10 protein-coding genes are annotated in these 12,370 nt (G+C 68.7%); 4 read left to right on the top strand and 6 right to left on the bottom strand.

All coding sequences use genetic code 11. The features are described 5' to 3' along the window. Nucleotides 1-118 precede the first annotated feature (118 nt). On the bottom strand, nt 119-442 hold the full coding sequence (locus RJT68_RS18300; protein WP_407037959.1) for an SUI1 family translation initiation factor: 324 nt from the start codon (nt 440-442) through the stop codon (nt 119-121). A 143-nt stretch (nt 443-585) separates the two neighbouring features. On the opposite strand from RJT68_RS18300, the gene RJT68_RS18295 reads away from it, so the two are divergent. Together RJT68_RS18295 and rio1 are read left to right on the top strand one after the other, a co-directional pair. After that, nucleotides 586-2,796, top strand: coding sequence for an ATP-dependent DNA helicase (locus RJT68_RS18295; protein WP_407040408.1), 2,211 nt, complete (start codon nt 586-588; stop codon nt 2,794-2,796). Between the two features lie 95 nt (nt 2,797-2,891). Beyond that, nucleotides 2,892-3,770, top strand: a complete 879-nt coding sequence (gene rio1 / locus RJT68_RS18290; RefSeq protein WP_407037958.1) for a serine/threonine-protein kinase Rio1 — start codon at nt 2,892-2,894, stop codon at nt 3,768-3,770. 495 nt (nt 3,771-4,265) lie between these two features. Here the strand turns inward: rio1 and RJT68_RS18285 are convergent, their stop codons facing one another. The 4 genes from RJT68_RS18285 to RJT68_RS18270 all read right to left on the bottom strand — a co-directional run bounded on the left by RJT68_RS18285 (nt 4,266) and on the right by RJT68_RS18270 (nt 8,842). Further along, the gene (locus RJT68_RS18285) at nt 4,266-5,846 is read right to left on the bottom strand and encodes a dihydrolipoamide acetyltransferase family protein (RefSeq protein WP_407037957.1); all 1,581 of its coding nucleotides are present in this window, start codon (nt 5,844-5,846) and stop codon (nt 4,266-4,268) included. Nucleotides 5,847-5,979: 133 nt separating this feature from the next. Further along, nucleotides 5,980-7,008, bottom strand: coding sequence for an alpha-ketoacid dehydrogenase subunit beta (locus RJT68_RS18280; protein WP_407037956.1), 1,029 nt, complete (start codon nt 7,006-7,008; stop codon nt 5,980-5,982). Nucleotides 7,009-7,010: 2 nt separating this feature from the next. Then, a complete protein-coding gene (gene pdhA / locus RJT68_RS18275; protein ID WP_407037955.1) occupies nt 7,011-8,120 on the bottom strand; it encodes a pyruvate dehydrogenase (acetyl-transferring) E1 component subunit alpha in 1,110 nt (369 codons plus the stop codon). A 293-nt stretch (nt 8,121-8,413) separates the two neighbouring features. Continuing rightward, nucleotides 8,414-8,842, bottom strand: a complete 429-nt coding sequence (locus RJT68_RS18270; protein ID WP_407037954.1) for a thiol-disulfide oxidoreductase DCC family protein — start codon at nt 8,840-8,842, stop codon at nt 8,414-8,416. A gap of 144 nt (nt 8,843-8,986) precedes the next feature. Here RJT68_RS18270 and RJT68_RS18265 point away from each other — a divergent pair, with 144 nt between their 5' ends. Further along, nucleotides 8,987-10,570 (top strand): HTTM domain-containing protein, encoded by a 1,584-nt coding sequence (locus RJT68_RS18265; RefSeq protein ID WP_407037953.1) that lies wholly within the window; start codon nt 8,987-8,989, stop codon nt 10,568-10,570. Between the two features lie 40 nt (nt 10,571-10,610). On the opposite strand, the gene lipA is transcribed toward RJT68_RS18265, so the two are convergent. Continuing rightward, a complete protein-coding gene (gene lipA, locus RJT68_RS18260; RefSeq protein ID WP_407037952.1) occupies nt 10,611-11,567 on the bottom strand; it encodes a lipoyl synthase in 957 nt (318 codons plus the stop codon). Nucleotides 11,568-11,746: 179 nt separating this feature from the next. Between lipA and RJT68_RS18255 the strand changes: the two genes are divergently transcribed. Further along, nucleotides 11,747-12,280, top strand: a complete 534-nt coding sequence (locus RJT68_RS18255) for a PH domain-containing protein (protein ID WP_407037951.1) — start codon at nt 11,747-11,749, stop codon at nt 12,278-12,280. The last annotated feature ends 90 nt before the right edge of the window (nt 12,281-12,370 follow it).

Raw genomic sequence — 12,370 nt, 5'->3', positions numbered from 1 at the left:
GGTCGCGATCGAGCGGCGTACCATCGGCGTTTCCCGGCGCCGACCGTCGTCCGCCGTTCGTGGCCGCCACTGTCGCCGCCGCGGCCGAGGAGGACCTCGAGGCGGGCTCGGTCGCGCGTCAGTCCCGGACCTGGAAGCCGCGCTTTTCGAGCAGCGCGGGCACCCGGTCGCGGTGGTCGCCCTGGAGTTCGATCCGCCCCTCGTCGACCGTCCCGCCGGTTCCCATCGCGCTCTTGAGGTCGGAGGCGATCGACTGCACCTCCGACCGGGGCAGGTCGAACCCCTCGACGATGGTCACCGGCTTGCCGTACCGGCGCTTCTCCATCCGGATCGACAGCACCTGTTCGGCCGTCTCCAGGTCGCCGTGGGCGTCGAGTTCGTCGAGCAGGTCGTCGAGCGAGTCGTCGTTAGACACGGGGTGACGTACGCGCTCGAGCCTCATAGGTTCGTCTCGAGACGATCCTGACTGTCACGCCCGCGGACCCGAAGCGGCCCTCGACCGACCCGGGGCTCGAGGGGGCGTGAGACGAACGTTTTTATCGGTTCGGGAACCACTCTCTCACCGTGTCCGAGATAGCCGGGTACATGCGCTTTTTCCCGTACGACCAGCCGTACGAGAATCAGCGCGAGGCGATGGACCGCATCTACAACGCCCTCTCCCGCGGGCAGGACGTCCTCTTCGAGGGCGCCTGCGGGACCGGCAAGACCCTCTCGTCGCTCGTGCCCGCCCTCGAGGTCGCCCGCGAGCGGGGGAAGACGGTCGTCATCACGACGAACGTCCACCAGCAGATGCGCCAGTTCGTCGCCGAAGCCCGCGCGATCTCCCGAGAGGAGTCCATCCGGGCGGTGGTCCTCAAGGGGAAGGCCTCGATGTGCCACATCGAGGTCGGCTACGAGGAGTGTCAGGCCCTGCGGGACAACACCCGCGCGCTCGTCGACGCCGAGGGCGATAAGGCCCAGCTCGAGCGCCGACAGGGCGAACTGTTGGAGGAGAGCCGGGGCGGCGACGGCTCCGCGGCGGAGGCCCGCAGCGCCGTGATGGACGAACTCGAGAATCTCGAGGACCGGATCGAGGACCTCGAGGAGCAAAACGTCTGCGAGTACTACCGGAACAACCTCACGCAACTCGAGGCGACGGACGACTTCTTCGGCTGGCTGTTCGACGGCGTGCGCACGCCCGACGAGATCTTCGAGTACGCCGAGGGGCGCCACCTCTGCGGCTACGAGCTGTTGAAAGAGGGCATCGAGGGCGTCGACCTCGTGGTCTGCAACTACCACCACCTGCTCGATCCGATGATCCGCGAGCAGTTCTTCCGGTGGCTCGGTCGGGACCCCGAGGACGTCATCGCCGTCTTCGACGAGGCTCACAACGTCGAAGACGCCGCCCGCGAACACGCGACGCGGACGTGTTCCGAGCGCACCTTCGACCAGGCGCTCGACGAGCTCGCCGAGACGGACGATCCGCGAGCCGACGACGCCGTGAACGTCCTCGCCGCGTTCCGCAACGCCCTCGTCGACACCTACGAGGACTCGTTCGGGTTCGGGGAGAGCGAGGCGTGGAACGCCTCGAAGAAGGCGAGCGGCCGGGGGCCGCGAGCCCGCGAGCGCGTCGGCGAGAACTGGGAGGACGTCCCGATCGGCAACGAGGACCGCCGGGACGACCTGACGCTCGCCTTCCTCCAGCGGTACTCCGGCCAGGGGATCGAGGGCGACCTCGAGGCGGCGACGAAGCTCGGTCAGCGCCTCGACGAGGAGTACGAGGAGGCCTACCGCGAGGGTGAGACCGCCACCCGGACGGAGTGCCAGACCCTGCAGGCCGCGGCGTTCGTGAACGCGTGGATGAACGAGGGGACGAACGAGGGGCTGTACCCCGTCGTCTCCGTCCGCCGCGATACGGGGACCGGCGAGGTCTACGGCCGCGCGGAACTCTACTCGTGCCTCCCCCGGCAGGTGACCGGTCGACTGTTCGAGGAGGTGTACGCGACGGTGTTGATGAGCGCGACCGTCCAGCCGTTCGAGGTGACGGAGGACGTGCTCGGCCTCTCCGATCCGGTCACGATGGCCTACGGCATCCAGTTCCCCGAGGAGAACCGCCGGACCTACGCCGTCGAGACGCCGCCCCTGTTCGCCTCCGCGCGCGACGACCCCGAGGTCCAGGAGACCGTCGCGGGGACGATCCGCGACGCCGTCCGCTTCACGCCCGGGAACACCCTCTGTTTCTTCCCCAACTACGGCGAGGCGAGCAGGTACGCCGAGCGCCTCGAGTCGGCCGACCTCGAGTCCGAACTCTACCTCGACGAGCCGGGAACGTCGGTCGAAGAGCTCCGTCGGGAGTTCGTCGCGGACGACGACGCCGTCCTCCTCACGTCGCTGTGGGGCACCCTCGCGGAGGGGGTGAGCTTCGACGGCGACGACGCCCGGACCGTCCTCGTGGTGGGCGTCCCCTACCCCCACCTCGACGACCGGGCGGAGGCCGTTCAGGAGGCCTACGACGCGGCGTTCGACGGCACCGACACCGGCTGGCGCTACGCCGTCGAGATCCCCACGGTCCGCAAGACTCGACAGGCGCTGGGTCGGGTGATCCGCTCGCCCGAGGACGTCGGCGTGCGCGCGCTGCTGGATCGGCGCTACTCGCGGTCGGCGAAAGGCGACCTGGGCAAGTACAGCGTCAACGGCACCTTCCCCTACGAGGAGCGCGAGGAACTGATCGACATCGGCCCGCAGAAGCTCAAGTTCGCGATGCTCAACTTCTACAACGACCACGGCGCCTACGAGGGGGCGCCGCCGGCGCCCTGAGTCGGTCTCGAGTCTGAATCCGGGGTCGAAGTCGAGGTCGGCCTCGAGCCCCGCGACCGACCCTTTTACCCGCTCGGGACCCTACGTTCCGATAGATGGGTTCGGAAACGGAGTTCGGTCTGATCGACCCCGACGAGGCGGAGACGCCGGGCGACGAGTGGGAGGAGATCGACGTCTCCGACACGGAGGCCGACCGGATCGCCAGGAAGCGCGACCGCGAGTTCGAGCAGTTCCGAAAGCGCATCACCGACGCGGACCAGTTCAAGGTCGAGCAGTCGGTGTTCGACGACGCGACGCTCGCGGCGCTGTACAAACTGGTCCAGGACGGCCACGTGGAGGCCTTCGGCGGACCCGTTTCGACGGGCAAGGAGGCGAACGTCTACCAGGCGCTCGGAGACGACCGCGAGGTCGCCGTCAAGGTCTACCGGATCAACGCCTCGAACTTCCGGCACATGCGCGACTACCTCGAGGGCGATCCCCGCTTCGAGGGCCTGGGCGGCCGGAAGAAGGACGTCGTCCTCGCGTGGGTGAAAAAGGAGTACGCGAACCTCAAGCGCGCGGCGAACGCGGGCGTCCGCGTCCCCGACCCGATCGCGACCGAGCGGAACGTCCTCGTGATGGAGTACATCGGCGACGAGTTCGACGGGCGAGCCAGGCGCCTCGGCGAGGTGCACGTCGAGAACCCGCGGACGGCCTACGAGGTCGTCCGGGAGTACATGCGCCGGCTCTACGCCGCCGGCCTGATCCACGGCGACCTGAGCGAGTACAACGTCGTCGTCCACGAGGGCCACCTCGTCGTGATCGACCTCGGCCAGGCCGTCACCGTGCACCACCCCAACAGCCGCGACTTCCTCGAGCGCGACTGCCGGAACGTCGCCGCCTTCTTCCGCCGGCAGGGCCTCGAGGTGGACGACGACGAGTTGCTCGCGTTCGTCACCGACCCCGACCCCGATCCCTCGCGATCCGAGGAGTGACTTCGCGGGCCGGTGTTCCACCCGAGGCGACACTCCGTCCGACTCGAGTGTCGGTACTGCCTGCAAAATTGACTTGGCGGGGTGGCTCGACTCCTCGAGTATGCGCCGTCGACGATATCTGGTTGCGTGTGGGGTCGCTCTCAGCGCCGGCTGCGTTCGGGACGACGGGACGCAAACTCGCGGGGACGCCGGATCGACGTCGGGCTCCGGTGGGGATTCCGACCCGGCGCAGGGTTCCGATCGGGACTCCGACGCGGCGGTCGAGTCGCCGGCCGATTCCGCGCCGACCACCGGATCGGAGGCCGACTCGACCGTCGACGCCGACTCCGATTTCGATTCTGATTCCGACTCCGAATTCGCGTCCGCTTCCCCTTCCGATCACGAGCTCCGAGACTGACGGCGGGACGACCCGACCCTCGACGCGGCGGACGCCCGCGGATAGCGCATCGAGGATCGAGGGCGAATCTCGAGGGCGGCCGTGAGCCCCGGGTCGAATCACTCGAGCAAGAGAAGGTCGGGGTTCTCGAGGCGTTCGATCACGGCGTTCGCGAACCGGGCGCCGACGGCGCCGTCGATGAGGCGGTGGTCGAACGACAGCGAGACGGTCAGCACCGAGCGGGGTTCGATCGACTCCTCGCCGTGCTCGTCCGTGACGACGCGGGGCTTACGCTTGATCTCGCCGAGGGCGAGGATGCCCGCCTCGGGGTAGTTGAGGATGGGCGTGGCGTACTCGCCGCCAATGCCGCCGATGTTCGTGATCGTGAACGTCGAGCCGCGCAGTTCGCCGGGCGAGATGGTTCGGTCGCGGGCCTTCTGGACGAGTTCGTTCATCTCGGAGGCGAGCTGGAGCAGCCCCTTCCGATCGACGTCTTCGACGACCGGGACCATCAGCCCGACGTCGGTCGCGGTGGCGACGCCGACGTTGTAGTAGTTGCGGTAGACGATCTCCTCGTTGTCGTCGTCGATCACCGCGTTCATCTCGGGGAACTCCTTCAGCGCGCCGACGACGGCCTTCATCACGAACGGCATGTAGGTGAGCCGGATGCCCCGCTCCTCGGCGCGGGGTTTGAGCCGCTCGCGCGTCTCGACGAGTTCGGTCGCGTCCAGTTCGTCGTGGTGGGTGACGTGCGGCGCGCTGTACTTCGACTCGACCATCGCGTCGGCGATCGTCTTCCGGACGCCCCGGAACGGCTCCCGGCGCTCGCGCTCGCCCTCGGCGAACTCGCCCTCGATGCCCTTCGTCGAGACCGGTTCGCCCGCCTCGAGCGCCTCGCGGTCCGCTTCTTGCGCGCGGCGTTGGGCCTGGGCGTACTCCCGAACCGCCTCGGGCGTGACGAACGGCTGCCCGTCGCGCTCCTCCGCGGCCGGCACGGCGTCGATGTCGACGCCCTCTTCCCGGGCGATCCGGCGGGTGGCCGGCGCGGCGAGCGTCCGGTCGCGGTCTGCCGAGTCGACCCCCTCGGGGGCCGCGGATTCGGCCGCGCTCGAGGCGGCTGCCGTCTCGGCGGTGCCGGAGGTGGCGTCCCCCTCGGTCGTCGCAGCCGGTTCCGCGGCCTCCTCCGTGGCGCCGTCGGCGGCGGCCTCCACGTCGGCGGCGGTGATCCGCCCCGACGGACCGCTCCCCTCGACCCGCGAGATGTCGACGCCCTCCTCGCGGGCCAGCCGGCGGACGTTCGGCGGCGCGAAGACGCGCCCCTCGGGGGTGGCGGCCTCCTCGACGTCGACCTCGAGTTCCTCGGCTTCATCCGGGGCTTCGGCGTCGTCGACGTCCGCGGTCTCGCCGGCTCGCTCGGCCTCCGTGGGCGTCTCTTCCGCGGCCGCTTCCTCCTCGTCCTCTTCGCCCTCGACGTCGAACGTGATGATCACCGTTCCGACGGGGACCGTCTCGCCCTCGTCGACGAGCAGTTCGCGAACCGTGCCGTCGACCGGCGAGGGGATCTCGACGAGCGCCTTGTCCGTCTCGACCTCCGCGACCGGCTGATCCTCGGTGACCTCCTCGCCCGCCTCGACGAGCCACGAGACCAGCTCGCCCTCGGCGACGCCTTCGCCGACGTCCGGGAGTTTGAATTCGCGCATACCACGACTTCACGCCCCGCTCACATACCGTTTTGGTCGGTATCGCGGGCCGACTCGACGGTGAGGTGACGGCCCCGCTGCTCCTCGAGTCGGCGCGTCGTTCGGCCAAAACGGACGACCGAAACGGAACGCGTTAGAACTCCACCGCCTCGCGAATGCCGTCTTCGATGCGCGCCGGTTCGGGCAGGTAGTAGTCCTCGAGGGCGTACAGCGGGAACGGCGTGTCGAAGCCGGTGACGCGCTTGACGGGCGCCTCCTGGTAGAGCAGCGCCTCCTCCTGGATCGTCGCGGTGATCTCGGCGCCGAGACCGCCCGTCTTCGGGGCCTCGTGGACGACGGCCGCCCGCCCGGTTTTCGTGAACGACTCGACGATCGCGTCGTCGTCGAGGGGCGAGAGCGTCCGCAGGTCGACCACCTCGGCGTCGATGCCCTCCTCGGCGAGGTTCTCGGCGGCCTCGAGCGTCGGGCGGGTCATCGCACCCCACGTGAACACCGAGACGTCCTCGCCCTCGCGGCGGACGGCCGCCTCGCCGATGGGCACTTCGTACGACTCGGTGGGGACCTCCCCGCGGAAGGCCCGGTAGATGAGCTTCGGCTCGAGGAAGAGCACCGGGTCGGGGCTCCGGACGGCGCTCGCGAGCAGCCCCTTCGCGTCGTACGGCGTCGAGGGGATCACGACCTTGAGCCCGGGCTGGTGGACGAACATCGCCTCCGAGGATTCGGAGTGGTGCTCGGGCGCGCGGATGCCGCCGCCGTAGGGGGCGCGGATCGTGATCGGACAGGTGAACCGGCCGCGTGAGCGCGTCCGGAGCCGGGCCGCGTGGGAGACGATCTGGTCGAACGCCGGGTAGATGAAGCCGAGGAACTGGATCTCGGGGACCGGGCGCATGCCGTAGGCGGCCATCCCGATGGCCGTCCCGACGATGCCCGACTCGGCCAGCGGGGTGTCGATCACCCGGTGCTCGCCGAACTCGTCGTAGAGACCCTCCGTCGCGCGGAAGACCCCGCCGTTCTTCCCGACGTCCTCGCCCATGACGACGACGTCCTCGTCGCGCTGCATCTCCGTGTGGAGGCCGTCACGGACCGCCTGCACGAGCGTGAGGCTCTCGGTCTCCGATTCGACTGCCGCGTCCGTTCCTGATGGTCCTGATTCGGTCGCCATGGTCACTCCTCCAGGAGGGCGTCGTCGCCGTGCGCCTCGCGGATCGTTTCGAACCACTCGCGTTGCTCCCGTAACCGTTTCGGCATCCCCTCGTAGACGTGGGCGAAGATCTCCTCGGGGTCGGGTCGCTCGACGTTCTCCGCCGTCTCGATGGCGTCGGCCACCTCCGCTCTCATCCGCTCTTCGATCGCGTCCACGCGCTCGTCGTCGAGCATCCCCTCGTTTCGGAGGTACGCCTCGAGTCGCGGGATGGGGTCCTTGCGCCGCCAGCGTTCGACCTCCTCGTCCTCGCGGTAGACGGAGGGATCGTCGGCCGTGGTGTGGGCGCCGAAGCGGTACTGGACCGCCTCGATCAGCGTCGGGCGGAGTTCGCCCTCGCCCGGATCCTTCGCCTTCTCGACGGCCTCGCGGGTCACCTGGTAGACCGCGAGGGGGTCCATCCCGTCGACCTGCACGCCCTCGAAGCCGTAGGCGGTGGCCTTCTGGGCGATGGTCTGGCTCGCCGTCTGGCGCTCGCGGGGCACCGAGATGGCCCACTGGTTGTTGTTGCAGAAGAACACGTTCGGCGTGTCGAAGACGCCCGCGAAGTTCAGCCCCTCGTGGAAGTCACCCTCGCTCGTCGCCCCGTCGCCGAAGTAACAGCAGAAGGCCTTCCGCTCGCCTTTCAGCTTCGACGCCCACGCCGCGCCCGTCGCGTGGGGGATCTGCGTCGCGATCGGCACCGCCACCGAGAACATGTTCACCTCCTCGGGGATGTAGTTCCCCTGCTCGTGGCCCATCCAGTAGAGGAGGGTCCGCTCGAGCGAGAGGCCCCGGACCAGGCCCACCCCGTGCTCGCGGTAGCTGGGGAAGGCCCAGTCTTCCTCGTCGAGGGCGTACGCGCTGCCGATCTGGGACCCTTCCTGGCCCGACAGCGGCGGATACGTCCCCATCCGCCCCTGTCGCTGGAGGCTCACCGCCCGCTCGTCGAAGTGGCGCGCCAGGCGCATGTGCTCGTACATGCCGACGAGGTCGTCTTCGGTGAGGTCGGGCACCGTCGCGCCCTCCCTGACCCGGCCGTTCTCGTCGAGGACCTGTACTCGCTCGCGGGGGTCGCGCTGTAACGTACTCACGGATGATCCCACCTGTGCATACGCTACCCAACGATCGCTCTCGATAAAGGAGTTACCCAAAATACTTTACTATCGGTGAGATTATTGCCAGACTTCCGCCGGGGTGACGACTCGACTGGGGCGGAACCGACCGAATGATCGATAATCTGCGCGCTCGCGGACGAACTCTAACCGGAGCGACGAACCGGGGCGCGGGAGTGGACGATCGGTCGGTCTGCGAGCGAGCGATCACCTCGAGATACTGGCAGATGGCCGACGACTCGGACCGGGAGAACCGGCTCGTCGGAATCCGCTCACTCGAGAAACCGCGACTGCACGTCCCGGAAGGCGTCGTCCGTCGGCATCGCACACCGATCCTTCTTCCCGAACCAGCGGTACCGGCGCGCGGCGACGAAGTCGTAGGCGCGGTCCCGGATCGGCCGCGGCAGGAACCTGAGTCCCCCGAGCAGGCGGTAGACGCCGCCGAGGTGGGTGGCGATCCGGGCGACTGCCGCCGACTTGACGTAACAGTCGTCGCCCTCGATCAGGACGATCGACTCGAGTTCGTCGGTCGGGAGGCCGTGGTCGGCGAGCAACCGCTTGCCCGCGTCGGACTGGAGGGAGGCGAAGTGGATCGTCCCCGCCGAGTCCCGCGGCACGATGAACTGGACGAACCCGTTACAGAGGTTGCAGACGCCGTCGAAGAGGACGATCGGGGCACCGTCAGGGATCTCGTCGCGCATTCGGCTGCGGGTGGATTGGGGGGCGGCTCAGTTCAGCGTTCCGGTCGACCCGCCGACGGAGCCGAGGGTAAAATCGGCGTTTCACCATCCAACAAGCTTATCCCGGTTTCCCCGCGACTCGAGAGAAGACGGTTCACGGACACGATGTCTCAGCGCACCACCCCCTCGATCACCGCGACGCGACGCAAACTCGGGAACGGACTGGACCGCGTCTCCCGTGGGGTATCGCGACGGTTCGCGATCGACCTCCGGGCGCTCGCGGCCCTCCGAATCGCACTGGGCGTCCTGCTACTCGCCGACCTCGCACTCCGGTCGCGTCAGCTCGTCGTCTTCTACACGGACGACGGCGTCCTCCCCGTGGACGTCTTCCACGCGACCTACCCGTCGAACTTCTCGCTGCACGCCCTCTCGGGGGAGGCGTGGGTGCAAGCCCTCCTGTTCCTCGTCGCGGGGACGTTCGCGCTCGCCCTGCTGCTCGGCTACCGGACGCGGATCGCGACGATCGCCTCCTGGGTGCTGTTACTCTCGCTGCACGCCCGCAACCCCATGATCGTCAACGCCGGTGACACGCTCTTACGGATGCTGCTGTTCTGGAGCATCTTCCTGCCGCTGGGCGAGCGCTGGTCGATCGACGCGCGCCGGATCGACCGGGACCGAACGACGGTGACCTCGGTCGCGACGATGGCGATCCTGCTGCAGGTGCTCCTCATGTACGTGACGAACGCGATCCACAAGGTCAGGGGCGACCTCTGGATGGAGGGCGAGGCGGTCTACCACATCTTCCAGGCCGACCAGTACACGATCCTGCTCGGAAACCACCTCGCCGAGTACGCCACGTTACTGCGCGCGATCACCTACGCGTGGATGGCGCTCCTCCTCCTCTCCCCGCTGTTGATCCTGCTCACGGGGTACTGGCGGGCGGCGTTGGCCACGCTGTTCGTCGGGATGCACCTCGGCATGTTCGTCACGTTCTGGATCGACCTGTTCCCGGCGTTCGTCGTGGCGTCGTTCATCATCTTCTACCCGACCGCCGTCTGGGACCGCGCCGCCGCGCTCGCGACGCGGGTCGGCGTCGCGACACCCCTTCGACGGGGCCTCGAGCACCTCCAGCGGACCGTCCCGACGCTGCCGGTTCCACCGCTCTCGGAGGCGATTCGGTCGCCCATCCCGTCGGCCTCGAGCGTCCGCGCGCTCGCGGCCCGAAGTCGGACCGCGGTCGGCACGGCGATCCCCTGGGTCTTCCTCGTCCTGGTCGTCCTTTCGAACGCCCAGGCGGTCGACTACACCGAGGTTCCGGACGCGGGCGAGGAGGTCCTCGACGCGACCGGAGCCGACCAGAGCTGGCGGATGTTCGCGCCGGATCCGATCACCGATACCCGCTGGATCGTCGTCCCCGGAGAACTCGCCGACGGGACCGAGGTGGACGTGCGGTCCGGGGAGGACGTCGACTGGGATCGGCCGCCGAGCGTCGAGGCGACCTACGACACCTCGCGCGAGCGCAAGTACGTCTCGAATATGCGCTACGCCGACAACGAGAAGCACCGCTCGTACTACGCCAACTACCTCTGCGACCGGTGGAACGCCGACCACGACGGCGACGAGCAACTCGAGTCGCTCACCCTCTACGGGATGACCGACCAGGCCGGACCGGACGACGACGAACCGGACGTCGCCGAGTTCGAACTGCTCGAGTACGACTGTTCGGGCGACCTCGTCCAGAACGAGTAGCGACGGCCGGATCGCGCGGCGGACCGCCGGCCGGTCCCGATCACGCCGCGTTTTCGTTGGATTCGTTTCGCCGCGCGCTGGCCCGCGCCTCCTCGACGCTGCGTCCCTCGCGCAGGACCGCGTCGACGAACAGCTCGCCCGCCCTGTACGACGAGCGGACCATCGGCCCGCTGGCGCAGTACAGGAATCCTAACTCCTCCTCGGCGACCCGACGCCACGTCTCGTACTTGTCCGGGTGGTCGTACCGTTTCACCTCGAGGTGGCTCATCGAGGGTCGCAGGTACTGCCCGAGGGTCACGATGTCGACGCCGCGCTCGCGGCAGTCGGCGAGCGTCTGGTAGACCTCGTGGTCGTACTCGCCGTGGCCGAGCATGATCGAGGTCTTGGTGTAGATGTCCGACTCGCGGTCGACCTGCTCGAGGACCGACAGGGACTGCTCGTAGCCCGCCCGGCGGTCGCGAACGGGCCACTGGAGTCGCTCGACGGTCTCGACGTTGTGGGCGATCACGTCCGGTTCGGCGTCGATGATCTTTTGCACGAGGCGCTCCTCGCCCTGGAAATCCGGAATCAGGACCTCGACGAGGATACCCGGGTGGCGCGCTTTGATCTCGCGGATCGTCTCGGCGAAGTGGCCCGCGCCCTGGTCCGGCAGGTCGTCCCGGTCGACGCTCGTGAGGACGACGTAGTCGAGGCCGATCTCGGCGATGGCGCTCGCGACGTTCGCCGGCTCGTCCGGGTCGAGGGGCTCCATCCCGCCCGTCTTCACGTCGCAGAAGTTGCACGCTCGAGAGCACCGGTCGCCCATCAGCATGAACGTGGCCGTCCCCCCGTCGCTCGAGGAGCCTCGGCCGGACCAGCACTCCCCGAGATTGGGACAGTTCGCCTCCTCGCAGACGGTGTGGAGGTCGTGCTCGCGCAGGGTCTCCCGAATGTCGGCGAACTCCCGCCCCGACGGCGGCCGCATCTTCAGCCAGTCGGGCTTTCGAGAGAGGCTCATACCCGAACAAGGACGGCGGACGTGAAAAACCGTGGTGGTCGGACCGGCGGGGTCAACGCGTCCGAGAGCGTGTCCGCCTCGTCGATCGCGGGATCGATGGCGTTGAACGGCGAAATTCGGCGGGTATGCGGTCGCTACCCGGGTTACCTTTACGGACCGCGACGGCGTAGGTCGGTTCCATGCCCGTTCGCGCCACGCCGGAGTGGCTCCACCTGAGCGACGACGAGGAAATCGTCTGGGAGAGTCGCCCGCACCCGATCGAGATGGGGCCCGGCGCTGCCGGCGGCGTCGCGCTCGCGCTCCTCGGGGTCGCCCTCGTCGGCTGGAGCGCCTTCGGCGGCTCCGGGTGGTGGTCGCTCGTCGGATTCGGCGCGCTCGCGGTCGGGGCCGCGCTGGCGGGGATCCGGTACGCCTCGTGGGTGAGCACGCGGTACGTCCTCACCACCACGGAACTCTACAAGAAGCGCGGCGTCGTCTCCCGCGACGTCACGCAGTTTCGCCTCGACCGGATCCAGAACACGAGCCTCGAGCAGGGCGTCCTCGGTCGACTGCTCGGCTACGGCACCCTGACCGTCTACACCGCGGGCTCGTCCGGTCCCGATCTCACGCTCGAGCGCGTGCCCCATCCCGGGGAGGCGAGCAACGAACTCAGCACGCAGTTCGAGACGCTCTCGGAGGCCGCCGGTGGGGCGAAACGACGCGGCTACCCCTGATCCCGTACGTTCCCCCTTTCGCGGACGGGATCGACCGCCGGAGCGGACCGCCACGCGAAGGAAACGCCTTTCACCCACCGCTTCCCGTAT

The organism is Halovalidus salilacus (assembly GCF_031852275.1).
Lineage (GTDB): Archaea > Halobacteriota > Halobacteria > Halobacteriales > Natrialbaceae > Halovalidus > Halovalidus salilacus.
The sequence above is the reverse complement of the archived record's forward strand: the minus strand, read 5'-3'. Positions and strand labels throughout refer to the sequence as shown.

Bases quoted from the DNA above. Each gene is read 5' to 3' on its own strand.
- RJT68_RS18300 (WP_407037959.1), bottom strand. From the start codon at position 442: ATGAGGCTCGAGCGCGTACGTCACCCCGTGTCTAACGACGACTCGCTC.
- RJT68_RS18295 (WP_407040408.1), top strand. From the start codon at position 586: ATGCGCTTTTTCCCGTACGACCAGCCGTACGAGAATCAGCGCGAGGCG.
- rio1 (WP_407037958.1), top strand. From the start codon at position 2,892: ATGGGTTCGGAAACGGAGTTCGGTCTGATCGACCCCGACGAGGCGGAG.
- RJT68_RS18270 (WP_407037954.1), bottom strand. From the start codon at position 8,842: ATGCGCGACGAGATCCCTGACGGTGCCCCGATCGTCCTCTTCGACGGC.
- lipA (WP_407037952.1), bottom strand. From the start codon at position 11,567: ATGAGCCTCTCTCGAAAGCCCGACTGGCTGAAGATGCGGCCGCCGTCG.
- RJT68_RS18280 (WP_407037956.1), bottom strand. From the start codon at position 7,008: ATGGCGACCGAATCAGGACCATCAGGAACGGACGCGGCAGTCGAATCG.
- RJT68_RS18255 (WP_407037951.1), top strand. From the start codon at position 11,747: ATGCCCGTTCGCGCCACGCCGGAGTGGCTCCACCTGAGCGACGACGAG.
- RJT68_RS18285 (WP_407037957.1), bottom strand. From the start codon at position 5,846: ATGCGCGAATTCAAACTCCCGGACGTCGGCGAAGGCGTCGCCGAGGGC.
- RJT68_RS18265 (WP_407037953.1), top strand. From the start codon at position 8,987: ATGTCTCAGCGCACCACCCCCTCGATCACCGCGACGCGACGCAAACTC.